Origin of the sequence: Devosia sp. MC532, from assembly GCF_016461625.1 — a bacterium.
Taxonomy (GTDB): Bacteria; Pseudomonadota; Alphaproteobacteria; order Rhizobiales; family Devosiaceae; genus Devosia.
This window is the reverse complement of sequence record NZ_JAEMNZ010000001.1, coordinates 627192-651933: the sequence shown is the minus strand read 5'-3', so window position 1 is coordinate 651933 and position 24742 is coordinate 627192. Positions and strand designations below refer to the sequence as shown.

Here is a 24742-nt window from a genome sequence, read left to right as displayed (position 1 = left end):
GCTTCTCGATCTCGAGCTGCTCGGGCTTCATCTGCCCATGGCCGGGGAACGCCTGCTGCGGATCGGCAGACTGCTCGCGCACCCATTTGCGCAACACGTTCACATGCAGGTCTAGATCACGGGCAGCCTGTGCAACTGCAACACCCCGATCCCTGACCAGCCTGACAGCCTCGAGCTTGAACTCCCGGCTGAACTTGCGTCTCTCCATAAAAACTCTCCAGTTCCAAAAACACCTTAACTCGGTGTCCTCAAAACCGGCAGCAGCTCAATACCTTGCTTGGCTCTAAAATGGACACGTGGAGCGGCCTTGTGAAAGGCACACTCCGCTTTGGTGACAATGACGAGCAGGTGCTGCGCGCATCTTATCAGCGCTGGTACAGTCAGGCGTTTGATCAGGCTTATGCCCAAATTGGTACCGGCAGCGTGTTTTCATCGGCGTTTGGTATTGTTGACCGTAAGGTCAACGATCATACCGCAACGTTAACATACGAAAATCCAGCGGCTGATAATCCTTGGTTGGACTTGAACGTAGGTATTACGTGGTCCGATACTGAAAATAACCAATTTAACCAGCGGTCGTTATCGGGCACGCCTGCAGGCCAAAATGCTGTCGGTCGTAATGCTGTACTTGCGGACACAATTTATGGGTACCGCACCCTCCAGCTCAAGGCCGACAATACGGTTGAATGGATTGGCGAAGGTTTTGAGAATTTTACCACGTTTGGTGCGAGCATTAGTACACTAAATCGTAGCGTAAAGAGGCCCCGAAGCAACGTATTGCTGACTGAGCACCCTGAAGGTGTTGAAAATAAAGTCGGACTCTTCGTGCAGAATGAGTACGTTTACGACGACCGACTGACCATTATGGCGGGTATCCGTGGTGACTTCCATAATGTCACCTCATCCACATCGAGCGCGGCCCCTATCACGGGGAGCGCCTTCTTGCCAAAACTTGCAGCGCATTATGAGTTGAATGACAACTTTGCAGTGTTTGGGTCCGTTGCTCACACCGAGCGCTTGCCAACGATTGACGAGTTGTACTCGTTTACGGCCTCTAGCTCGTCGAGTTCAGGAAAAGTCGCAAGCCTTAATCTCCGCAAAGAGCACGCAAATACCATTGAAGCCGGCTTTGCCATCAACGGCTTTAGTCTTGTCGACGATGGCGACGCGGGCAGCGTCAAAACCACCTTCTTCTACAACGATTTGACAGATCTGATTGTGTCGAACACTGCGGGCGTCGCCGGTGCAGCGGCACCAACGTATTACGGCAATGTTGGAAATGCCCGCATCTATGGTGCGGAAGTGGAAGGCTCCTACAATGCCGACAATTGGTTCGTAAATCTCGCTTACACGCTGACCATTGGTGATGATCTCGACAAGAACCAGCCACTGACGACGATCCCACAAAGCAAGGTAGCGGGCACCATTGGTGGTCGTTATGACGAGTGGAACCTCGACTACGGTGCGCGCGTCACACTTGCTACACAAGGCGAGTACTTTGTGAAGGAATCCTCGGGCGGGCAGGGCGAAGCGAAGGCTTTCGCTACGCTTGATCTCTTCGCCAATTGGAAGCCAGAAACGGGTCCCTTGGCAGGAACGCAGATCCAAGCTGGTATCGACAATGTCTTCAACGCCGACTTCCGCGAAAATCTGGCCTATGACCGCTCATCAGGCCGGACCTTTAAAATCTCGCTGTCCAAGCAGTTTGACTACTAAGGCCGGACGAGTTTAGCGCCTAGCGTGGTGGTGGCATGAGGGATCATGCCTCCGCCATACCTCACCCGTTTAGATATTCCCTGTTGCAATAGAGTAGGGTGCCCATCTGCTCATTTTCTCGCACGGAAATGACGCGGCCAAATAGGATACGGTGCGTTGCTTCGTCGACGTAACTTGCCAATTCGCATTCAAAGCTTACTGCCGCATTGGCCAAAATCGGGGTTCCACTCTGTCCGCGGTGCCAGTCGACAGTCGCGAACCTTTCGCTCATTGGCGTGCCGCCACCGAAACGACGCGAGAAATCTTCCTGTCCCGGCGATAGAGTGTTGACGCAAAATTGGCCGGTCTTTTCGAACGCCTTGAAGCACGAACTCGCCCGGTTAATGCACACCAATAGCGTGGGTGGCGTATCGCTGACGCTGCACACGGCCGAAGCGGTGAAGCCGTAGTCTTGTCCTTCAAACACGGTGGTGACGACGTTCACGGCGGACCCCAGGCGTGCCATGCCGTTGCGGAACGTGGTTTTGTCGACGATGGTGGAGCGCAGGTCTATCGTGCCCATAGCAGTCTCTTAGTCAAAAGGGGCCTGCGATCGCCGCGCGGTCGTCGCGCGGGGTCGCTAAGTCTGCAGAAATTTGGCGGGCTAGTTTTGGAAACAGCGCGACGATATCTGCGGCAAGGACGTGGCGGCGGTGGGCCGCCACGCGAAGGCTGAGCGTTTTACGATGTGAGCTCGGAGCGAACGATGGCTGCGCCCGCGCTGAGGGCGCCGAGCTTGCCGCGAGCAACGTCGCGCGACAGTGGCGCGAGGCCGCAATTGGTGCAGGGGTAAAGCTTGTCGGCGTCGACAAACTGCAAAGCCTTGCGAAGGGTGTCGGCGACTTGCTCAGGCGTTTCGATTGTGGTGCTTGCCACATCGATAGCGCCCACCATCACATCTTTGCCGCGCAAAAGCTCGATCAGATCCATCGGCACATGCGAGTTCTGGCACTCCAGCGAGACCATATCGATGTTTGACTTCTGGAGCTTTGGGAACACCTGCTCATACTGACGCCACTCTTGGCCCAGCGTCTTTTTCCAATCGGTATTGGCCTTGATGCCATAGCCATAGCAGATGTGAACGGCGGTCTTGCACGTCAGCCCTTCAATGGCGCGTTCGAGCGCGGCGACGCCCCATTCATTGACCTCATCGAAGAAGACATTGAACGCTGGCTCGTCGAACTGGATGATGTCCACGCCAGCCGCTTCCAACTCTCTTGCTTCCTCATTGAGGATCTTCGCAAACTCCCAGGCGAGTTTTTCGCGGCTCTTATAGTGGGCGTCATAGAGCGTATCGATCATGGTCATCGGGCCGGGCAGGGCCCATTTGATCTTCTGCTTGGTTTGCTGGCGCAAGAATTTGGCGTCTTCCACGAACACAGGCTTGTCGCGGCTGACAGCGCTCACCACCGTCGGGACACTGGCATCGTAGCGATTGCGAATGCGGACTGTTTCGCGCTTTTCGAAATCAACGCCCGAGAGGTGTTCGATGAAAGTGGTGACGAAATGCTGGCGGGTCTGTTCGCCATCGCCAACAATGTCGAGGCCCGCAAGCTGCTGCTCATGCAGCGACAACCGCAGAGCGTCTTGCTTGCCTTCCAAAAGGCCTGCGCCTTCCAGTTTCCAAGGCGACCAAAGGGTTTCTGGCTGCGCAAGCCACGAAGGTTTGGGCAAGCTGCCAGCGGTCGAGGTGGGGAGGAGTTTTGTCATGGGAATGTCTCGATTTTTGGTGCTTAGCGATGCGCGTTTTCGCGCGCCCAATGGCTGAGGGCGTGCTGGTGGGGCTCGATGAGCTGCTCTTTGGCAAACTTGCCTTGGTCAATGCCCAGTCGGCTGCGTTCTTCGCGGTCGTAGACCACTTGGGTCAGCGAATAATCCTGATGGTTCAAACTCGGCTGATAGCGCCGACCAGCGACTGAGTTGGCGTTGTAGATTTCCGGGCGGTAGATGCGCTGGAAGGTCTCCATCGTGGCAATCGTACTGGCCAGTTCGAGGTTGGAGTAATCATTCGCCAGATCGCCGGTGAAGTAGAAGGCGAACGGCGCTGAACTGTTGGGCGGCATGAAGAAGCGCGGCTTAAGGCCTGTTTTGAGGAAATAGCTGTCTGTGAGCGAAAAGTCGTTTTGACGATATTCAACCCCAAGCACGGGATGCGCATTCCCGGTCTGCTCATAGATTTTGCTGCTCGATGCGCTGATGCAAATCACGGGTGGTTTGCGGAAGTGCGTCTTGTAAACGTCGGAGTTCAGCAGGCTTTTGAAGAGATCGCCGTGCAGATCGCCAAAGTCGACGGGCACGCTCGTGCCTGCGCCGCTGGCCTTGTGTGCTGCCAACACCACGCTGAAATCATAGTCGCGCACATAGGACGAAAGGCTGTTGCCGGTCACGCCCGGGATATGGGCACCGGTGAGCGTGTCATGGATCTCAGTTTGGAGCATTTCGATCAACGGAAACGCCGTCTTGGTGCTCTGGTCGGCTATGTTGAGATCGACGGAAATGATCTTGAGCCGGACAGAATATCGGTCACCGCTCTCATTGTCCCAATGGATCAGGCTGTTGAAGCGGTTGTTGATCATGCTCAGCGCGTTGCGCAGATTTTGCTGGCGCGTTTCCCCGCGTGCCAGATTGGCGAAATTGGTCGTCAGGCGGGTGTTGTCGGCAGGGACATAGTTTTCGTCAAAATCAATGCTGCGGATTGAGAACTCTATGGTTTTGGTCATCGTCTTATCTGCCCCAAACTGTCTGTTGCGCTGGCTTTGCGAAAAGCCGTCGTGGGCCGTTACCGGTGCCGTGTTACGCCCGTGTCCTCAGCGGGAACGGAAGCAAGACTGCGCCACGGATGGCGGCGGTTAATTCTGTTTGGGACAGGTTTGCCCCAAGATTTGGGGGCAAGGCATAGCGAACGCATAGCAAGCAGGGCCGCGCAGCGACCTTTGCTACGGCACACTGGGACACCCCGCCCGTGAACGTTATCTCGCCACAGGCAGGTCTCCTGGCTCGTGGGTCAAAGCCTCCATCCGTCTTCCCAGGGGTAACCCCAGTGACACATTTGGATGTCAGCTCGCCACTTACAGTTGCGGGGGCAGCATTGGCTTTCTCGTCGAAACGAGGCACCAACTTCCCTCTTAGCTTCAACGCGTTACAGCGAACGGCTGAAGAACCTAGGCCTGGGTACTATCGATCACATTCGTTCGAACGTCAAGCCATATAAAGATATCTTTATATCTTTAAGTCTTGATCCTGTACAGAAGGTTCTTGAGCGAGGGCAGACGTTTCCTTCACTGGACGGTGACGTCGTGCCGAGGTCTCACGCGTCCGCGCGGGTAATGCCGTGGCGCTTGAGCTTGTCGTAAAAGGTCTTTCGCGGAATACCGAGATCGGCCAGACAGGCAGCCACATCGCCTGCGTGCATCTTGAGGGTTTGGCGCAAAATCTCGGCCTCGGTTCGCGCCAAACGCTCGGGCAGGGGCAGCCGGGCAGCAGTTTCAGGTTGAGCCGGTTGATCTTCTTCTAGACCGAGCACAAACCGCTCAGCGAAATGGCCCAATTCGCGCACATTGCCCGGCCAGTCATGCATCATCAGGAAATCGTAGAGCACGCTATCGACCTCCGGCGCTTCAACCTTGAACCGCTTCGCCGCCCGATTGAGGAAGTGCGTAAAGAGCAGTGGGATGTCGTCTCTGCGTTCACGCAGTGGAGGGATGGAAACGCTCACCACATTAAGGCGATAGAACAGGTCTTCGCGGAACTCGCCGCGTCGCGAGGCCTCTGCCAAATCCACTTTCGACGCCGCAACGACGCGTAAATCCAAGTCGCGGATTTTATTGGTGCCAAGCGGACTGATCCGGCGCACCTCTAAAACGCGCAGAAACTTCACTTGCGTCGCCAGTGGCATGCTTTCGAGTTCGTCGAGGAACAGCGTGCCGCCAGACGAGTGTTCGAGCCGGCCAATACGTTGCTTGGCAGCGCCGGTAAAAGCGCCGATCTCATGGCCAAAAAGCTCGCTCTCGATGACGCTCTCGGGCAGTGCGCCGCAGTTAATGGGCACGAATTCGTTGACCGATCTGCGGCTCCATTGATGCAGGGCGCTGGCCACGACTTCTTTGCCAGACCCGGTTTCGCCCAAAATCAGCACGTCGACATCAGCATTAGCGATTTGCTTGAGCGTCCGACGCAAGCGCTCCATCACCGGCGTTTGCCCCAGCAGAGGCAGGCTATCTTCGGTCTCGATCAGCGCAGTCTTGAGGCGACGATTTTCGAGCGTCAGACGGCGCTTTTCGAGGGCATTTTCGACAGTGAGAATTAGTCGCTGCGGTGGCATGGGCTTGGCGATGAAATCGTAAGCCCCGGCCTGCACCGCGCGCACAGCCATATCGATGTCGCCATGTCCTGTGATGAGGATCACCGGCAGAGCGGCGTCGATAGCGCCAATATGGGTGAACAGATCAAACCCGCTCATCTTCGGCATGCGAATGTCGCTGACCACCACACCCGCGAACTGGCTGTCGATCTGCTTGAGGGCGTCTTCCGCCGAGCCGAACTGCAAAACGTCAAAGCCAGCCAGCGTCAGGCTTTGCGCTGTTGCCGTGCGAAAATCGGCATCATCATCAATCAGGGCGATGGTTTTGGTCATGGGGTCGGTCTCGGAAAACGGAGCACAAAGCTCGCGCCGGATGCTGTTTTGGGATCTAGAAGCAGGCTCGCGCCAAAGCTCTGTGCGAGGTCTTGGCTGATCACGAGCCCAAGTCCGAGCCCCTTCGCCTTGCTGGTCGAAAACGGCGTGAATATGCGTTCTGCCATGTCCGGCGACACCCCAGGTCCGTTGTCCGTCACCCGCAGGTTTACGCTTCCGGGCTCACTCGAAAAGGCGATGGATATAGCTTTGTCCGCTCGCCCCTCAAGAGCCTCTAGGGCGTTCTGGATGAGATTGACGATGATCTGTTCGACCCCAGTCTCATCTGCAAAAATCGGCACATCTGTCTGCGGCCGCGTGTAGTCGATCCGCACGTTCTGGTGCCGAATGTTAGCGCCCAATAGGCTCAGCGCCGCGTCCACGGCACTGCGCAGATCCATCATCACCGCGTTCCGTCCACCCTTCCGTGAAAAATCGCGAAGGTGTTCGGTGATCTTGGTAATGCGGTCCGTGAGGCGCGAAATCGCCCCAAAATTCTCCAGCGCTTCGGCATTGGCGCTCCGCTGCAGAAAGACCTGCCCATTGTCCGCATAGGCGCGGATGGCACCCAATGGCTGGTTGATTTCGTGCGCCACACCGGCCGCAATTTGTCCCAGTGATGCGAGGCGATTGGCTTGGGTAAGCTCGTCCCTCAACCGCGCGGCGTTCAACTCCGCCGCGTCGCGCTCGGTGATCACTTCCATCAGAGCGTGGTTGGTAGCGGCCAAATCGGCTGTGCGCGTCTCGACGGCAAGCTCCAGTGCGTGGTGCTGATCGGCCATGCGCCGTCTGACCCGGTCCGACCGTTGCAGCAAAGCCAAGGCCAGAGCGGCCAAAGCCGCCCCCGCGGCCAGGACCAGCAAGGCATTGGAGCGCGTGGTGGTGATCGCCGCCGCCCGCTCCGCTTCTACTGGGAAGAGTGCGGAGAGCTGCCAATCCGTTGTCGGGACCGCAATCTGCACCCGTGCAAACTGATGCGGCGTTTCGTTGGGTGGAATAAGGGCCTCAACGACATCCGTTCGCCCTTCATGAGACGCAATGGGCAGGGGCCGCAAAGGCGCAGAGAGATATTGCAAGCTTTGTCGCAATCCCGCGACTTCAGCCGCGCTCTTCGTCTCGGCGGCGTAAAACTGCCAAGTCGGCACGCTTGAGAGCAGCACGACGTCTCTGGCATCTGTCACGTAAGTGGCAGCATTCCCTGGCGCCCAGAGCGTTTCCAGCAATCTAAAGTCAATTTTGACAACGGCCACACCCAGCGTGCCCTCAGGTCCCTCAATGCGTTCGGACACATAAAGCCCGGGAACACGGCTGGTCGCTCCCATAGCGAAAAGCTGGCCCGTGCCGCCCGACATCGCATCGCGAAAATAGGCGCGATACTGGTAGTTGTTCCCGACAAAGCTCTCGTCAGTGTCGAAATTGCTCGCCGCAATGGTGTCGCCCGCGACATTGATCACATAGATCACACTCGCCCCAGCGCCTTCAGCGAGCGTTCTCAGCTTCTGGTTTAGCCCCGCGACGGCCAATGGCTGACCGTCGTTGAGGGTCGCGATGACGTCGGCGTCCCGGGCCACCAGAAAGCGGACCGCGCGCTGCTTATCGAGTTCTGCGAGCAGCGCCGACACCTGCAATTGTGTCGTTGCGTCGCCACGCTCAAGCACCTCGGCGTCGGCTTCCGCCTCACCAACATAGGCGCCAACAGTCAGCGCAACCCCGCTTAGGGCCAGCAGAACAGCGCCCAAAAATGCCCATTGTAAAAGCGGACCGCGGACCATGCGTTTCAGAGAAAAATCCATGCGCATCCTTGTGCGGATTTTCGCACAAACTGCAATTCACGATGTGTGGATTTACGCACAAACTCGCGTAATGTGGCAGTTCTTTGGAAGTTTTGTGACGGTTTATCAGAGAGATAGGGGTAAGGTCGGTAACTGGCACACTAGTTGCGAAAGGAGTGGGAGCACAACGAGCCGCGCAACTGCGGCCCCCCTACGGGAGTGAGACCATGATGCCCCATTCAATGGCAGACTCTTCTGCCCCAAAGATACCTCTCTACAAGCACCTCTATGTGCAGGTGATCTTCGCAATCGTCGTCGGTATTTTGCTCGGTCACTTCTGGCCAGCTATCGGCACAGAAATGAAGCCTCTCGGCGATGCCTTCATCAAGCTGGTGAAGATGATCATTGCGCCGGTGATCTTCCTCACCGTTGCCACAGGCATTGCTGGCATGAGCGATCTGAGCAAGGTTGGTAAGGTCGTTGGCAAGGCGATGATCTACTTCCTCACCTTCTCGACCCTGGCGCTGATCGTTGGCCTTATCGTTGCCAATTTGGTTCAGCCCGGCGCTGGCCTCAACATCGATCCAGCAACGCTCGATCAGGCTGCGGTGCAGGGCTATGCCGATAAGGCGCATGATAGCACTATCACCGGCTTCCTCATGGGCATCATCCCCGACACCATGGTCAGCGCCTTCGCTGACGGCAACATCCTGCAGGTTCTGTTCGTCGCCATCCTGTTCGGTGTCGCTCTCGCCGCCGTTGGCGAACGTGGCAAGCCGGTGCTGGACCTGTTCCAGACCCTGACGGCGCCAATCTTCAAGATCGTTTCGATCCTGATGAAGGCCGCTCCAATCGGTGCCTTCGGCGCCATGGCCTTCACCATCGGTCGCTATGGCATTGGATCCATCGCCAATCTGGCGCTGCTGGTCGGCACCTTCTACCTGACCTCTTTCCTCTTCGTCGTAGTGATCCTCGGCGCAGTGGCAAAGTATAACGGCTTCTCCATTTTCGCCCTCATCCGCTACATTAAGGACGAGCTTCTGCTCGTGCTCGGTACCTCTTCCTCGGAGGCGGCTCTGCCGACCCTGATGCAGAAGATGGAAGACGCTGGTGCGAAGAAGTCGGTTGTGGGTCTGGTGATCCCGACTGGCTACTCCTTCAACCTCGACGGCACCAATATCTACATGACCATGGCGGCGCTGTTCATCGCGCAGGCCACGGGCATTGAGCTCTCGCTCTGGGATCAGATCATCCTGCTGCTGGTGGCGATGTTGAGCTCGAAGGGTGCTGCAGGCATCACCGGCGCGGGCTTCATTACCCTGGCGGCAACCCTCTCGGTTATTCCATCCGTGCCAATCGCAGGCATGGCGCTGATCCTCGGCATCGACCGCTTCATGTCCGAATGCCGCGCACTCACCAACCTCACCGGCAATGCCGTTGCGTGTCTGGTTGTGGCCCGTTGGGAAGGCGAGCTGGACGTTGAGCAGATGAATAAGGCGCTGTCTGGTGAAGCCGTGGCAACACCACCCGCTTCCGAAAAGCCAGCTGCCTTGCAGCCAGCAGAATAAGCAAAATGGAAAAGGCGGCTCTTGAGGCCGCCTTTTCTTTTAACTGATGAAGTCTCGGTCCATTCCTGAGCGCTGCACCACTGCGGCGCTCAGTTTTGAACACCCAAAAGTCGGGTGTTAGCTCAGTGGCACGAATGCCAAGCCGTTATTGTTGTTGAGCGGAACAACCAGCTGATTGGCCTCAGCATCGTAGCACATGGAGGCTGCGCTCGGGATTCCGGTTGCGATCAGCTCAGCTTCAGCGCCTGGCACCATCTTCGAGATCCCGCCTTGCATGACGCTGCTCACATATTTGGTGCCGTCAGCCATGATGACGAGGCCATCGCTGCCTGGCTGCGCGGCTTTTTCCGTGTTGAGCAGCTCACCATCGACGGAGAAGGTCAGAACGGCGTCATCACCCATATTGGCGATCACGATGTTTCCGTCATTGTCGATACCAACACCATTGGGCAGGGCCAGTGGCGCGCCTTCTAGGAATACGCTGGTTTCACCTTCTGGCGTAACCTTGAAAATGCGCTGTGGCGTGCCCGCAGGGCCCATGCCTGTGTCTGAGCCGTAGATCGTCCCGTCACTGGCCACTTCAATGTCATTGAGCCAAGCGACACCAGCCACTGGCACTTCGCCGACAGGCGCGCCGGTCGCAATGTCAAACTTGCGGATCACGGCTGTGCGCGGATCGTCCTCTGCGGTGCCGCCATCGCTATCAGCGAGATAGAGGATGCCCTCATGGATGTCGCTGCCGAACGGCTCGTTGAGAGTGAGGCCGTTGCGGTTGGCGCCGATCCAGCGCGGGGTGTGGACGGAGCCGTCGTGATTGATGAGCGAGACGAAACCATCATTCGGGAAGCGGTTCTGTGGCGCACCACGGTTCACCGCAATAACCAAGTTTCTCGTCTCGTCGTAAGAGCAGCTTTCTGCACTGACGATGGCGCCAAAGACCTTCACATTATCAGAGGCCGGAGTATGCACGCCCTCCCTGTCCACGATGCCCACAGGCATGCCGGCAACGAAGGGAAGGTCCTCCGGCTTTGGCGCGGCGTCCTGAGCAAGGGCAATGGATGAGCTGGCTAATACAGCAGCACAGCAGGTCAGGCTGAGTAATTTGAACATGAAGTCTCCGGGATTCTAGAAATGCTAATGAATTCGGAACGTCGAAATGACTTAAATTCTAGGGAAAACACGCCTCGCCACACAGGGTGGGAAGCGAAAATCCTCCTACAACCATCTGATGGTATTGGCATTCTCCATAAGTGTCTATGGGGAAGACGCGTTGATTTGATGGATGCTCTGCTCCTCGCAGAAGCGCGGATATCTGGTCTTTGTCAGCGTCACAGCGCGCCAAACGCCAGCAGTTTAGCCCTACACAGCCTGTCTGTCGGTACACGAAAGTGCCGAAGAAATGCACATTCCGGACGGCTCTGATATATTAGCAAGAGGCGGCGCTGCGTACTCCGCGCAATGCGTTAGGTCGCAATTCGGCCGCCGGGCGCGCACGCGGTCATCTGCGCGCTGTCTTGTGGCCAGCGCGCAGCATTTTTCTTTGGGAGCTAAGTCGGCGATCCTAAACGAAGCCTCGTTTAGCGCCGGAAGACGACGCCACCGAGCCAGCCAGTGAACAGCGCGAGGAACGCTGCGGCAAGGCCATAGAGGAGAGAGTGATTGCGTGCGCTATCCACCAGCATGCGCTCGAACCCTTCGGTGCGAACCGCAAATCGCGTGGTGGTTTCCGTTATGAGCTCGCCATTGGCGTAGAGATAGGCCTGCGCAATGTAGAGCCCGTTGGAGACGTGTGAGGGCAGGGAGATGCGCGCGGCAAAGCCGGTACGGGAGAGAAACACCACGCCCATAGCGTTTTCGCTATAGGTGCCGCCCTTGGATTTGATCCGTACAAACTCGCTGTTGAGCTCTTGTGGTCCCGACAGATGGGAGGCCTCTACAACGCGCAGCAGGCTGAAGTCGGGCCGCTCGTTCAAACCTTCCGGCAGGATGACGTTGAGCGGTCGATTGGACAAAATGGCGTAATAGCTTGGAACGCCCTTATACATCGTCATGTCGGTGGTCAGCACCACCCCAAGCTCGCGCCCCTTCATGCTGACACGCTGGTCATGCGGTGGGCCTTTGATCACCATCACGACGTCATAGCTGGTGTCAGCGGGCAGATTGTGCGCAGTCGGGTCGATCGCGCCAAAGAGGGTAAAACTCTGGCCTGCAAAATTGGAGTGGACCGCAACCACGGGGTCCGAATTGGCCAGAACGAGGCCCTGCGCTGCAACGGGTGTCGCGGCGGCAGCGATAATCAGCAGAGTGGCGGCAATAGCTGAGCGGAGGCGGGAGAACATCACAGTGTTTCTCCAAAGCCAATGGTTGTGACGGTGAACGGGTCGGCTGGCATGGTGAACAGCGAAAAGCCGAAGCGCGTCGCGATCAGCAAAATCAGCAGAGCCAACAGTGCCCGCAATTGCTCACCCTTGATCGTCTGACCAGCGGAAGCGCCAAATTGCGCGCCAACCACGCTGCCCACCATCAGGCAGAAGGCGAGGAGAATATCGACCGACTGATTGGTCACGGCCTGCAGCACGCAGGTGACGAGCATGACCACGAGCAGATGGACGAGCGAGGTGCCAATGACCACATTGCCCGGAACGCGCAGGAGGTAGACGAGTGCAGGGACGAGGATAAAGCCGCCACCCAGACCGAGCAACGCTCCCAAAATGCCGACGCAAAAGCCGATGCCGATCACCGGAATGACGGAAATATAGAGCTTTGAACGCGGAAATTGCGTGCGAAGCGGCAGGCGCTGCAACCAGGACGAGCCCTGTGGCTTCGGCGTCGGCACATAGTCCTTGCGGCGCGCGCGGATGATCGCGCGAACGCTTTCAAACAGCATGGACGAGCCGACAAAGCCGAGAAGTACCACATAGCTGATAGCAATGAAGAAATCGACCTGACCCCATTGGCGCAGCAGAGCTAGTACACCAATGGCGGCGATAGATCCACCGACGCCCCCGCCAACGAGATAGGAGGCAAGCTTGAAGTCGATCCCGCCCTTGCGGAAATAGGAAATTGCCCCAGAGGTTGAGGAGGCGGCAACCTGCGCTGTCACTGACGCAACGGCAACTGCAGCGGGCACGCCAGAAAACAGTAGCAGCGGCGTCATCAGGAAGCCGCCGCCAACACCAAACAGACCCGAAATGAAGCCGATCGCGGCACCGATACCGATCAGGAAAAACAGATCGACAGAGAGTTCAGCGATAGGCAGATAGATGGGCATTGCGCACCGGGGACGATATTAAAAACAGGCGCTTAAAGCGCCGAAGCTAACCACTCGAGAGCGATAGACATGCGAGGTGTGTTGGACATCACGTGCGGCTCGAAAATGCAAGGCGGAAGCCTGCATTTGATCCCGCACTATCCGGCGACATGGCCATACGTGCCGCAATCCGATAGCGGTAGCAATAGGAGATGTGACAAAGGAACGAACCTCCTTTGAGTACTTTCTCTTTATGCTGCGCGGCACTGGCATTTCGAAGCTTGGCCGACTTGCTCAGAGAGCGAATTTTGAACGCGTCCTGCGTCCACTCCCAAACATTTCCCGCCATGTTGTAGAGCCCCAAACTATTGGGTTCGAAGCTCTTTGCGGGCGCCGTCAGCAGATAGCCGTCGGTCAGACTATTGTGCCGCGGGAAGCTGCCTTGCCAGATATTGCAGTGAATATCGGTGTCGCTTGGTTCTGCATCGCCCCAGGGAAAACGCTGTGGATGCGCGCCACCTCGGGCCGCATGTTCCCACTCCGCCTCAGTAGGCAGGCGACCACCCGCCCAGCGGGCATAAGCGTTCGCATCATTCCACGAGACTTGCACGACGGGATGATCTTCCCGGTCCCGCAGATCCGACTGCGGCCCTTCTGGGTGGTTCCAGCGTGCCCCTTCGACAATCTTCCACCACGGCAATTGATTGCCAACCGAGGCGGCGTGCGCGAGGTGTTCGCGGGAGCTGTCGAAGACCGGCGACCAGCCGATGCGCTCGGCTTCAGTGATATAGCCTGTCGCCGCGACAAACCGCTCAAACTCAGCGTTCGTCACCGTCGTAGGGCTTATCCCATACGGTGCGAGGGTGACACTTCTTTGCGGTCCCTCCCCATCCTGCTCAATGGCCGGTGTGTGGGTGCCGACAAAACTCTTGCCGCCCGCAATCGCTACGACGCCGACCGAAACCTCGGCAGCAGAGACTGTGGTGACAGTCGTCTGCTCCTGGCTCAGGCTAGTGGCATTCGGCGATGGCGGGCGGCAACATTGGCTCATTTTATGGGCGACGGATCATCTTAGTTTTGTGCGCGGATAGCGGCACTATCGTGTTCTGCGATATCGCCGATTTCCGTCATCTTGTGATCCAGCTTTTCCAGCATGGCTAGGAAAATCTCACGATACTTCGGATCATTGGCAAGATTGACCAGTTCTTTCGGGTCGCTCTGGCAGTCGAACAATTCCCATTCGGGCGGCTCATCGCCGTTGAATGCACCGGGCTGGTCGAGCGCGTCATTGTACCAATAGATCAGCTTGTAGCGATCATCGCGAATGCCGTAGTGCGCAAAGGCGTTGTGGTAATAATCCTTGTGCATCCAATAGCGATGGTAGGCCAGATCCTGCCAGCTGGCATCGTCGGTCTTTTCCAAGATCGGACGCATGCTGACGCCCTGCATGAAGTTCGGGATCTGCACGCCAGCGTAATCAAGGAATGTCGGAGCAAAATCGACATTGGATGCGATGCGCTTGGTCACCGACTGTGGCGCGATACCGTTCGGATAACGGATCACGAACGGCATCTGCAGCGACTCTTCATACATGAAGCGCTTATCAAACCAGCCATGTTCGCCCAAGAAGAAGCCTTGGTCGGAGGTGTAGATGACCATGGTGTTGTCGGTCAGGCCATTGCTATCGAGATAGTCGAGCAGGCGCCCAACATTGTCGTCAATGCCCGCGACGGTGCGCAAATAGCGCTTGATGTAGCGCTGATACTTGAAAACATCGAGTTCGCGCTTGGTTTTGAAGGTGAAATTGGTGCCGGTGTCCTTGCAGATCAGCACGAGGCCGGACACGTCTTCCAGATCGGGAACGTTGCGGCTGATTGCGCCGTTTTCGCTGCGAATAGCGCTGCCGACTTCGTCGCCGCCCTCAGGCTGTACCAGCCCCAGGTCTTCGTAAGTCATGTCCTGACGAACCCGCATACGCGCCAGTTCCGCCGCCGAAGCGCGGTTGGAATAGTCGTCGTCATAGGTTTCTGGGATCGGCAGATCTTCGGTATAAAGCTCGCGATAGCGCGGATGCGGCACAAATGGACGATGCGGCGCCTTATGGTGACACATGACGAAGAACGGGCGATCGCGATCGCACTGGTCCATAAACGCGATGGTTTTGTCGGTGATGATGTCGCTGGCGTAGCCGGGCTCAACATGTGGCCCATTGCTGTCGATCATGACCGGGTCGAAATAGTCGCCCTGACCCGGAAGAACCGACCATTGATCAAAGCCGGTGGGCTGGTGAGCCTTGCCTTCGCCGAGGTGCCACTTGCCGAACATGCCGGTCTGATAGCCTGACGCCTGCAGATAACGCGCCACATTCGGCAAGCGATTATCGAGGTCGGTGGTCAGCGTGGTGACGCCGTTCACGTGGTTATACGTGCCCGTGAGGATCGAGGCACGGCTCGGGGTACAAATAGAGTTGGTGACGTAGCAGTGGTCGAGACGCATGCCTTCTTCTGCCAGCCGATCAATATGGGGCGTGGCATTCAGGCCCGAGCCATAGCAAGAGATTGCGCTTGCAGCATGATCATCGGCCATGATGAACACGATATTGGGTCGAGTTGTCGTCATCAACTTAGTATCCAAAAAGAGAGACAGTCTGGGTCTCCGCTGCCGATGAAGGCAGCGAAGACCGTGTGGATTTCAGCCGATGGGCTTACTTGGCGTAGAAATCGCCGAGGTAGAATTCAGACGCTGGCTGAACGCTCTCAACTTTGCCGAAGGTCACATAGAGCTGCGCCATGGTGTCGAGCCAGGAATTGACCGAACCATTGATGGTCAGGCCAACCAGCTCTTCCGAGTTTGGCTGGGTCGCAAGCGAAGCTTCTGCCTGCAATGGCTCAACTGGAACGCCAAGGAAATCGGCGGTGATGGTGACGGACTCGTCGATGTTGTCACGGCGGAAGTCGATGGCTTCCTTGATTACCGCATTGACCTTGCGAATGGTGTCGCCGTCTTCAGCCATGGTGTTGGAAACGATGAACGAGCTTGGGAAAGCCACAGCCGGGAAGAAGTCGGCGTTGGACGACAGTTCCTTCATCTCTGGAACGCGCTGACGGATGATGTCAACGAATGGGTACCAGATGCCGGCTGCATCGACCTGACCGGAAGCAAATGCGGTCACGATGGTGCTTGGGTCCATCATGATCGGCTCGATGTCAGCAAGGGTCATGCCTGCTTCTTCAAGCGCGAGGCGCATCAGCATGTCGCCCGAAGTGCCTTCAGGAATAGCAACGCGCTTGCCACGAAGGTCTTCCATCGACTCAATGCCTGGCTGGGCAATAACGCGGTCGGTCGAGCCGAGCGCGTTGATCGCGATAACCTTGGCCTGACCGGAAGCAGGAAGCCACAGAGCGCCTGGTCCGATGTAAGCAAAGTCAAGCGAACCAGCGCCAAGAGCCTGAACCTGGATCGGGCCGTTGGTGAAGACGCTCAGATCAGCCTTAAGACCATGCTTGGTCCACAGGTCCTGCTTGGTCGCAATTGCTGCAACACTGCTGCCGAAGTAGTCAGCGATATAGCCCATGCGGATTGGGGTCAGGTCCTGAGCCGAAACTGGCACGAGGCAAACGCCGGTCAGGGCAATCCCTGCCATCAATTTGATAAAGCTACGCTTTTTCATATCATCACTCTCCCTTGAGTTTTCTTATGAATGGCTTGGCTGCGAGTAAACAGCGTGCCAAACCTTATTGCGGATTTCCGCAAATTCTGGCGACAGACGCAGTTCGTCATTGCGCGGGTAGGGGAGATCAACATTGATGACCTCCTGCAGGCGGCCCGGGCGGGCAGCCATGACGATTACGCGATTGGCGAGATAGACGGCCTCGTCAACGTCGTGGGTAATAAACATCACCGTGCGGCGTTCTTTAGACCACGTGTCGAGCAACTGATCCTGCATACGGACGCGGGTCAGCGCATCGAGCGCGCCGAAAGGCTCATCCATCAGCAGAACCTTTGGGTTCACCGCATAGGCACGAGCAATCGCGCAGCGCTGCTTCATGCCGCCTGAGAGCATCTTGGGCAGCGCATCCGCGAAGTCGCTGAGGCCCACGAGACCGATATAGTGGTCCGCAATGCGACGGCGCTCTGCCTTATCGATGTCCTTGAGCTTGAGGCCAAACTCAACGTTCTCGCGAACGGTCAGCCATGGGAACAGCGCGTATTGCTGGAAGATCACACCACGGTCGGGGCCCGGGCCGTTAACGGGTTCACCGTCAACGAGGCACTGGCCGCTCGTGACATCGAGCAGGCCGGCCACAATGTTCATGGCTGTGGACTTGCCGCAACCGGAAGGCCCTACAACGGTGATGAACTCGCCATCGTAAACATCGAGATTGAGATTTTGCAGCGCAGTGAAATTGCCCTTATCGGTGCCAAATTCACGGCCAACATTCTCAAAACGGATTTTGACGTCTTGCGTGTTCGACATGCTTAGATTCTTTCCTGCCAGACGGTCAGCTTGCGCTCGGTGAAGCTGACGACGCGATCCATGATCAGGCCCAATACGCCGATAGAAATCAGCGATACGAAGATGACCGGCAGATCGTAGTAGAGCTGGCCCTGCTGCATGCGGAAGCCGAGGCCCGCCTGCGCTGCGATCAGTTCTGCTGCCACAACGGTTGCCCATGCGGAGCCGAGACCAATGCGGAAACCAACCAGAATGAAGGGGGTCGATGCTGGGATAACCACGCGTGTGAATATGACCCAGTCCGACGCGCCCAGAACGCGGGCTGCGTTGATAAAGGTCTTATCGACGCTGATCACGCCCTGATACGCGGCAACAACCGACGACAGGAACGAGGCCAGGAAGATCACGAATATCTTGGGCGTTTCGTCGATGCCCATGGTCACAATAGCGAGCGGAATGATCGCCAGTGGTGGGATCACGCGGAAGAACTGGATCCAAGGATCGATCAGACCACGCGCAACCTTATACCACCCCATCAAGAACCCGACTGGGATCGCAAGGAGTACGCCAAGGGCAAAGCCGGTGAGAACGCGTGTCAGAGACGCGCGCACGTCTACCCACCACTGACCAGAGCTAAACGAGCGAATGAACCGTTCGAGTACTTCTACGGGGCCCGGCAAAGGGGTGGTGGTCAGCGACGTAGCAATCCACCAGAGCGCCAGACCACCAGAGATAGACAGCGTGGTCAGCATCACAGCTGATCTGTCCACGGTGAAGCCTGATTTACGCGCTGGAGGCGCAGCTTCGGTATCTCCCATTGAACTATCCTTCAAAGACATATTTCTCGAGCGCGACACAGGCAGCCCCAAGGGCGCCAGCATCGGGCACTAAGTGAGCACGTTCGATCCGGACGCCTTCAAACTGGCGCATCAGACGTGGGGTGAGATCAGATTTGAGCTGATCGATGAATTCTTGTGGTGCCTCGCCCAAATGACCGCCGAGCAAAATCAGATCGGGGCCGAGTAGGGTGATGGATGTGGCAAGGGTCTGTACGAATTGCTCGTAGGGCAGGGCCCACACTTCTGAATTGGCGCGTGCAGCCGCGATCAACCCCTCTTCGGGGACGTGATCGAGTTGTAGCGCCGACAACAGTGCCGGTTCAGAGAAGCGGGCTTCCAGACAACCACGCGTGCCACACACGCAGCTGAGGCCGTGAGGCTCGACCACCACATGGCCGATTTCGATTGGGCCGGGCGAATTGGCTTCGCCATTGCGGAAATGCACAAGGCCGGCGCCAAGGCCGGATCGCATATAGATATGCAAAACCGAAGCATTGCCCGCCCCAGCGCCATAGATGGCTTCCGCCAAGGCAATGGCCGAAGCGTTGTGTTCGAGCACGACGGGCAAAGCTAGTCTCTGTTCGATACGGTCCGCGAAGGGCACCGCTTGCCCAGAGCGTTCGAGTTTCGAATAGAGATTTGAGCGCTTGGCCGCGTCGACCTTACCGGGAACGCCCACGCCAACACCGGCTATTCTGGTGCGCGGCAGCTGGCTGTCTTCGATGAGCCTATTGGAAATTTTGCTCACCAAATCAATCATGTCGTCGACTGTCGTCTTCGTCTGATCGAAGTTGGCGCTGGCTGTCTGCTGCACGGTCAGGGCAGAGTCCACCAAAGCAACGCTAATGCGTCCATAGCCAATATTGGCGCCAATGACGTAAGCGCCACTGGGGTTGAACGCGAGCAGGGATGGGGGACGGCCCATTGGGCTGGGCGCTGTCGTGTCGGCTTCTAAAACCAGACCGCGAGAAATGGATGCGGCCGCCAGCTTGGTCAGCACCGATGCAGAAACACCGATACCCCTTGCCAGATCAGCACGTGACTGTGCACCGCCATCGCGCAGCATAGTCAGCAATTTCCCGGACGTGCTTTTCACAGCCCAATTCCCCCACAGATCGGAAATATCTTTCATACTTTCTTTCTACTGACAAGAAAGTATTTTCGTTGGTGATGAGGGCGTGTTTCTGGGCATTTTTCGCGCCACCTCTTTGGTGCGCATGGCTTTTTGCGTGAAGTGGTAGTCCCAAAGAAACTTGGGCGCTACGACATCACAGGAATGTCACAGCGCCCCAAAGGTCTCGGGTCAGCGCGCGATGCGCCGATCAATCGTGGTGGTTTAGGCCTTAGCGGGGGCGGATCGCGTCTTTCGTACGCAGCCACGGCAGCAGGCCATCCAAGAATCGTGTGGCCGACGGCATAAAGTGGCGGCCGTGATGGGAGAACGGATCAAGGCTCGTGATGATCATTCGCCCCTTGGTCGTCACATCGTCGATGTAGAGGATCGGCCGATTGTCAGGGCCAGTCGCCAACACTTCAGCGCCCTCCGGCACATTGTAGAAGCCGTGCAGATGCCAGGTGATCGCCTTGTGGTCGATGTACTGGAAGAGGCTATGCTCAGGCTTGGCGATTTCTGTCCCCAGCGTTTCACCCGGCGTCAGCCACCACCAAAAATTGGTCGGGCAGGGGTCAAAGCTAACGTTCGGCAGCCACTGCTCATTCTTGCTGCGGCCACTGGCGAACAGCGTCCCACCACGCTCCAGAAAATCGAGTAGAACTTGCTGCTTGGCCAAGATGCGATGCACCGGCGTGTGGCATGGAATGATGAGCACATCATGCCCTTCTAGCGCTTCTGCGGAGAGCTCTTCCGGACGCAAGGCCAGATCAAAATACTCGCGAAAGCGCGGGCCTTCGAGGCATTCGAGCTGGAAGCAGGCACCGGAGTTTACAAACACAACGCCCACTACATCTCTCCCTTACACCAAGCCACGAGCTTGGGTGCCATTGCCTTGCGCGCATCGGGCTGGTTGCCCACCACCCAAAGGTCATTGCCGGAGTGGTTGAACACCACGCCCCCCTGTGGACGTTCCCAAATCCAGTCGACGGGAACCTGTCGCTCACCAAAAACCTGAATGGCTTCTGCCCCTTCTGGCATGGGATTGTGGCCGCGCCCATAAAAGCCCACCACGCCCTTATTGGACTCAAGCGCTTCCGTGGGCACGTCCGCAAAGATGGCGTGCTCGCGCAGGCGGATGAGCTTAAAGTCTGGACGCTTCGGCTTTTCCATCGGCACGAAAATACCCGGACCATCGATGAAGGGGCGCAGCATGTGGCACATGATGGCGATGCGGCCGCCACGATCCAGCAGCGCCTCGAGCGCAGGCTTGATTTCCATCAGGGCAATCTGATCAACCGCGAGCGGCAGGATCAGACCTTTGGCGTCGGCGAGATCATCCGCTGTAACATCGGATTGACGCAGCCAGCGCAGATCACCGGCCGCAACGCTTGGCTCAAAGCTGGAGGCAACGCCTCCGTCTCCATTGTGCAGGAGGACCACTGGCGCTCTGGTCATTGTGAAAGCTCTCGTAGAATTTGAGTGTATTTAGGCGCGATCAGAACATCGCCATCGGCCGTGACGGATTTCGAAACCGGCACTGAGAACGTGTCTTCAAGCAACTGCTCGGTGAGGGTCGTGCCCACCGGTCCGAACACCGGTCCGCGTGTTTTGGACAAGACCAAAACCTGCCCGCCGCAAACCAAGGCATGCTCTGGATCATGGGTGGTGACGATCACGGTATTGCCGCGCTCGCGCAGGCGCTGGATTGCCGCGATCACCTGCATCTGATTGGCAATATCGAGGTGCGACGTCGGCTCGTCGAGCACCACCACTTGCGATTGTTGCGCCAACGCGCGCGCAATACGTACCATCTGCCGCTGACCACCGGACAAGGACGGCAGCTCACGATCGGCGAGGTCGGCAACGCCCATCACCTCGAGCACCGCCGAGGCGATTTCTTCGTCCTTCTTACCGGGGCGCTCAAACAGCCCCAAGTGCGGTGCGCGCCCGGTGAGCACGGTTTCGCGTACAGTCAGCGCAAAGGTCATGTTCTCACTCTGCGAAACCAAGGCAATGGCTTTGGCGCGATCGCGAATGCTCATATCTTTCAGCGGCTTGCCGAGAAGTGTCACGGTGCCGCTGATGGGGTTGGAGAGCCCGGTAATGGCGCGCAGCAGCGTCGTTTTACCAACGCCATTGGGCCCGAGAATATTGAGAACGTCGCCTTTTGCGAGTTCGCAATTGAGGTCGCGGACCAGCACGTTCTTGCCATAGCCGGTGGCGACTTTGCTGAGGCCGAGGGCGGTCATGACCACCCCTTTCCGCTACGCGCCAAAAGCACGGCAAAGAACGGCGCGCCGACGAGGGCGGTGACGATGCCTAGCGGAATTTCCGCCATGACGAGGGTGCGGGCGAGCGTATCGACGATCAGCAAAAACGTCGCGCCTAGGGCCATCGACATCGGAATGAGTTTGACGTGGTCGGGGCCAACAATCATGCGCGCCAGATGCGGGGCAACAAGCCCAACCCAACCGACGATCCCGCAGGTCGAAACTGCGGCAGCACAGAGCAGGGTGCCAAGCGTAATGTGCAAAATGCGCTCGCGCTTGACGTTCACGCCAAGCAGCTGCGCCTGTTCATCGCCAGAGGTGAGCAGGTTCAGTCGCCAGCGCAGCAGATAGACCAGCACCATCGCCGGGATCGCCACGACGGCGATATTAATGAATGCATCCGTGCCAGCAGCGGAGAGCGAACCGAGTAGCCAATATTCGATCACCGGCAGCTTGTTCTCGGTGTCGGCGGTATATTTCAGAAGGCCGAGGAGGGCGGTGAAAACCGAGCTCGTAATCGTGCCGGAGAGGATCAACACCAGTGTGTTGGAATTCTTATAAAGCCGCGCCAGAAGCACAGCCGCAATCACTGCCAGACCGCCAAAGGCAAAGGCATAAAGCTGAATGGTGAGCGTGCCGCCGCCCTGCAAAATCGCGACAGCCGCACCAAAACCGGCACCGGCGGAAACGCCGAGCAAGAAGGGACTGACCAGCGGATTGCGGAAGACGCCTTGGAAGCTCACGCCGCTCGACGCCAGACACGCGCCAACCAGCAAAGCCACACCAATGCGCGGCAGGCGAATATTGAAAATGACCGTTTCAACGCGCGCATTCCAATCGACGGGAATGTCGATGAAGCGCGACAGGATCACTTTGATAACAGTAACAGGATCAATGCCGTAGCGGCCTGCATTCATGGCGAAAAGGCTCGCCGCGATCATGCAAACGCAGGTGATAGGCAAGGCGGCGCCGGACAAAGTCCGGCGCACAAGGCTGTTGCGATTAGTCACGCGCGTAACCGATGCGGTAGAAGGTCTGGTAATAGTCCTGAACCATCGCTTCTAGGTCGAGATCGGCGTAGAGTTCTGGATAGAACAGCGAGCCGAGATAGGCTTCGCCGAGGCCAAGGCTTTCTGGAGCCGGATGGCCATTCGGACGCACGAATTCTGGCAGCAGGTAAACCTTGCCGTTCTTGACGGCGTCGATTTCGGCCCATTCGGCCTTGGTGGTGATCGCCTCATAGGCTTCCACCGAACGCTCTTCGACGATGATCACTTCCGGATTCCACGCCAGAACCTGCTCAAGCGTCACGGTTGCGTTGCCGTGCAACTCGCCAGCGACGTTAAAGCCCCCCGCCTGTTCAATGATCAGGCCGGTATACTTGCCCGCGCCACGGGTGCTGGTTTCGGACGAGGCGAGATAGACGCGGGTGCGGTCTTCTTCAGGGATGCCTGCGGTGCGTTCATCCGCAATCGCACGACCCTTTGCCATCGCCGCAACAAGCTTTTCGGCCTGGTCTTCCTTGCCGTAAATCTCGCCGAGCAGTTCCACAGCCCCGGTCACGCCAGCGGTGTAGGCGGCCTTCTCGTCTTCCAGCTCTGGGTCGGTCTTGCCATATTGGCTTTCCGGCAGGTCCGCAAAGGCAAGCGCGATGGTTGGGATATTGGCGTCTTCAAGCTGCTTGATAACGGCCGCATCCATAAAGTGCGGGATGATCACCAGGTCAGGGTCCAACTCTAGCAGGCTTTCCATGTTCACTGCGCGCAGCTCGCCCGGCTTGGCGATGTCGATGAACTCGGGCGTGATCTTGCGGAAGCCGGGGCTCAGGCGCTTGTCCCAATCAACCAGAACGCCCGCCACCTGCGCTGTCGCATCCAGCTGTGCAACCACATCGAGCGCCTGATGGAAGAGAACGACCGAGCGCTCAATCTTATCAGCGACAACAACTTCACGACCCATCTGATCGGTAAAGCTACGGTCGGCGAAAGCCGGGGTGGAGATCAAAGCGATGGCAGTTGCGAGCGTAAGGGAGCGTGCGAAGGGGAGACGCATAATACAAACCTGATTTAGGAACTCAGATTTGCGTGCTCTAGTGCCATTCGCCGCCGAGTCCAAGCCCCGGCCTAGCCGATTTAAGCCATTGGTTTTGAAATGATTGTTGATAACATGATGGAGTGGTTCATGTTTTCGGTCGACAGCGCCCCGCGCCGAGACCTTCTGACGCACAAACACTACGCAGCGTGGAAAAGCCCCCGCGCCATAAAAATAGCCCCGCCGTTGGGCGAGGCTAAAAACCTTGTGGTGCCGTGCGAGCGGGGTGGCCCGCGAAAGGTTTGCGTTATTCAGCGGCGAGAATGTTCAGGCTGATGGGCTCGAGGCCTTCAACGCCGCCTTCGATGCTCTGACCGGCAACGATAGCGCCAACACCGGCAGGGGTGCCCGTGTAGATCACGTCGCCGGGCTGCAGGTGATAGTAGTGCGAGAGGTGCGAGAGCAGCTCTGGAACCGACCAGACCAGATCGGAGAGCTTTGCGTCTTGGCGGGTTTCGCCGTCGACCTTGAGCCAGATCGACTGCTCGCCAATCGCACCAAATTCCGCAGCCGGGGTGATCGCTGTCAAAACAGCTGACTGTTCAAAATCCTTGCCGAAATCCCACGGACGACCCTTGGCGCGTGCGACGAGCTGGAGGTCGCGGCGGGTCATGTCGAGGCCACAGGCGTAGCCGAACACCGCATCACTGACCTCATCGATAGACGCCTTAAACAGCGGCTTCCCGATGACCACGACGAATTCCATCTCGTAGTGGTAGTTCTCAGTGCCCGGCGGATAAGGGATCGACGAGCCATTGGCTGTCAAAGCCAGTGGGTTCTTGAGGAAGTAAAATGGGGTCTCGCGATCGACCTCAACACCCATTTCCTTGGCGTGGTCGGCATAGTTGCGACCCACGCAGAAGATACGGTGAACCGGATAGAGATCGTCGGTTCCGAGAACTGGAACTGCCGGGAAAGACGGGTCAGCAAAGAGACGATTAGACATAGAAAACCT

General features: G+C 57.6%; 23 protein-coding genes and 1 riboswitch. Of the genes, 2 read left to right on the top strand and 21 right to left on the bottom strand.

Features of this window, described 5'->3' with window-relative positions:
- Positions 1–208: transposase (locus tag JHC09_RS03015; protein WP_199530735.1), on the bottom strand; the 208-nt coding region annotated here is incomplete at its 3' end.
- Between the two features lie 101 nt (positions 209–309).
- Here JHC09_RS03015 and JHC09_RS03010 point away from each other — a divergent pair.
- The gene (locus JHC09_RS03010; RefSeq protein WP_199530734.1) at positions 310–1716 is read left to right on the top strand and encodes a TonB-dependent receptor; all 1407 of its coding nucleotides are present in this window, start codon (positions 310–312) and stop codon (positions 1714–1716) included.
- A 61-nt stretch (positions 1717–1777) separates the two neighbouring features.
- On the opposite strand, the gene JHC09_RS03005 is transcribed toward JHC09_RS03010, so the two are convergent.
- From JHC09_RS03005 to JHC09_RS02985, 5 genes are all read right to left on the bottom strand, one after another.
- Positions 1778–2278, bottom strand: a complete 501-nt coding sequence (locus tag JHC09_RS03005) for a flavin reductase (protein ID WP_199530733.1) — start codon at positions 2276–2278, stop codon at positions 1778–1780.
- 158 nt (positions 2279–2436) lie between these two features.
- Positions 2437–3465 (bottom strand): methionine synthase, encoded by a 1029-nt coding sequence (locus tag JHC09_RS03000; protein ID WP_199530732.1) that lies wholly within the window; start codon positions 3463–3465, stop codon positions 2437–2439.
- A 23-nt stretch (positions 3466–3488) separates the two neighbouring features.
- Entirely contained in the window at positions 3489–4475 is a 987-nt protein-coding gene (locus JHC09_RS02995) for a putative oxygenase MesX (RefSeq protein ID WP_199530731.1), read from the bottom strand.
- 244 nt (positions 4476–4719) lie between these two features.
- A riboswitch (cobalamin riboswitch) is annotated at positions 4720–4935 on the bottom strand.
- Positions 4936–5062: 127 nt separating this feature from the next.
- Positions 5063–6388: a sigma-54 dependent transcriptional regulator gene (locus JHC09_RS02990; RefSeq protein WP_199530730.1), complete on the bottom strand. Its 1326-nt coding sequence runs from the start codon at positions 6386–6388 to the stop codon at positions 5063–5065.
- On the bottom strand, positions 6385–8220 hold the full coding sequence (locus JHC09_RS02985) for an ATP-binding protein (protein ID WP_199530729.1): 1836 nt from the start codon (positions 8218–8220) through the stop codon (positions 6385–6387). Before JHC09_RS02985 ends, JHC09_RS02990 begins: the two co-directional genes overlap by 4 nt.
- Positions 8221–8426: 206 nt before the next feature.
- Between JHC09_RS02985 and JHC09_RS02980 the strand changes: the two genes are divergently transcribed.
- Entirely contained in the window at positions 8427–9767 is a 1341-nt protein-coding gene (locus JHC09_RS02980) for a dicarboxylate/amino acid:cation symporter (protein ID WP_282567643.1), read from the top strand.
- A gap of 117 nt (positions 9768–9884) precedes the next feature.
- On the opposite strand, the gene JHC09_RS02975 is transcribed toward JHC09_RS02980, so the two are convergent.
- From JHC09_RS02975 to JHC09_RS02905, 15 genes are all read right to left on the bottom strand, one after another.
- Positions 9885–10877: an SMP-30/gluconolactonase/LRE family protein gene (locus tag JHC09_RS02975; protein ID WP_199530728.1), complete on the bottom strand. Its 993-nt coding sequence runs from the start codon at positions 10875–10877 to the stop codon at positions 9885–9887.
- A gap of 467 nt (positions 10878–11344) precedes the next feature.
- On the bottom strand, positions 11345–12106 hold the full coding sequence (locus tag JHC09_RS02970; RefSeq protein ID WP_199530727.1) for a TIGR02186 family protein: 762 nt from the start codon (positions 12104–12106) through the stop codon (positions 11345–11347).
- Positions 12106–13038: a sulfite exporter TauE/SafE family protein gene (locus tag JHC09_RS02965; protein ID WP_199530726.1), complete on the bottom strand. Its 933-nt coding sequence runs from the start codon at positions 13036–13038 to the stop codon at positions 12106–12108. The genes JHC09_RS02970 and JHC09_RS02965 overlap by 1 nt, the downstream gene beginning before the upstream one ends.
- Before the next feature lie 88 nt (positions 13039–13126).
- Entirely contained in the window at positions 13127–14068 is a 942-nt protein-coding gene (locus JHC09_RS02960) for a formylglycine-generating enzyme family protein (RefSeq protein ID WP_199530725.1), read from the bottom strand.
- A gap of 20 nt (positions 14069–14088) precedes the next feature.
- The gene (locus tag JHC09_RS02955) at positions 14089–15636 is read right to left on the bottom strand and encodes a sulfatase (protein WP_199530724.1); all 1548 of its coding nucleotides are present in this window, start codon (positions 15634–15636) and stop codon (positions 14089–14091) included.
- Positions 15637–15721: 85 nt separating this feature from the next.
- Positions 15722–16687 carry an aliphatic sulfonate ABC transporter substrate-binding protein gene (locus JHC09_RS02950; protein ID WP_199530723.1) on the bottom strand — a complete coding sequence of 322 codons (966 nt, stop codon included), beginning with the start codon at positions 16685–16687 and terminating at the stop codon, positions 15722–15724.
- A gap of 24 nt (positions 16688–16711) precedes the next feature.
- Entirely contained in the window at positions 16712–17494 is a 783-nt protein-coding gene (locus JHC09_RS02945) for an ABC transporter ATP-binding protein (RefSeq protein WP_199530722.1), read from the bottom strand.
- 2 nt (positions 17495–17496) lie between these two features.
- On the bottom strand, positions 17497–18225 hold the full coding sequence (locus JHC09_RS02940; RefSeq protein WP_182395948.1) for an ABC transporter permease: 729 nt from the start codon (positions 18223–18225) through the stop codon (positions 17497–17499).
- Between the two features lie 70 nt (positions 18226–18295).
- Positions 18296–19444 carry an ROK family protein gene (locus tag JHC09_RS02935; RefSeq protein ID WP_199530721.1) on the bottom strand — a complete coding sequence of 383 codons (1149 nt, stop codon included), beginning with the start codon at positions 19442–19444 and terminating at the stop codon, positions 18296–18298.
- A gap of 211 nt (positions 19445–19655) precedes the next feature.
- A complete protein-coding gene (locus JHC09_RS02930; protein WP_199530720.1) occupies positions 19656–20273 on the bottom strand; it encodes a hypothetical protein in 618 nt (205 codons plus the stop codon).
- Positions 20273–20881 carry a hypothetical protein gene (locus JHC09_RS02925; RefSeq protein ID WP_199530719.1) on the bottom strand — a complete coding sequence of 203 codons (609 nt, stop codon included), beginning with the start codon at positions 20879–20881 and terminating at the stop codon, positions 20273–20275. The genes JHC09_RS02930 and JHC09_RS02925 overlap by 1 nt, the downstream gene beginning before the upstream one ends.
- A complete protein-coding gene (locus tag JHC09_RS02920) occupies positions 20878–21675 on the bottom strand; it encodes an ABC transporter ATP-binding protein (RefSeq protein ID WP_169196267.1) in 798 nt (265 codons plus the stop codon). The genes JHC09_RS02925 and JHC09_RS02920 overlap by 4 nt, the downstream gene beginning before the upstream one ends.
- Positions 21672–22706, bottom strand: coding sequence for an iron ABC transporter permease (locus JHC09_RS02915; protein ID WP_199530718.1), 1035 nt, complete (start codon positions 22704–22706; stop codon positions 21672–21674). Before JHC09_RS02915 ends, JHC09_RS02920 begins: the two co-directional genes overlap by 4 nt.
- Entirely contained in the window at positions 22699–23748 is a 1050-nt protein-coding gene (locus tag JHC09_RS02910; protein WP_169196269.1) for an ABC transporter substrate-binding protein, read from the bottom strand. The genes JHC09_RS02915 and JHC09_RS02910 overlap by 8 nt, the downstream gene beginning before the upstream one ends.
- Before the next feature lie 286 nt (positions 23749–24034).
- Positions 24035–24733 carry a fumarylacetoacetate hydrolase family protein gene (locus JHC09_RS02905; protein ID WP_199530717.1) on the bottom strand — a complete coding sequence of 233 codons (699 nt, stop codon included), beginning with the start codon at positions 24731–24733 and terminating at the stop codon, positions 24035–24037.
- Positions 24734–24742: the final 9 nt, after the last annotated feature.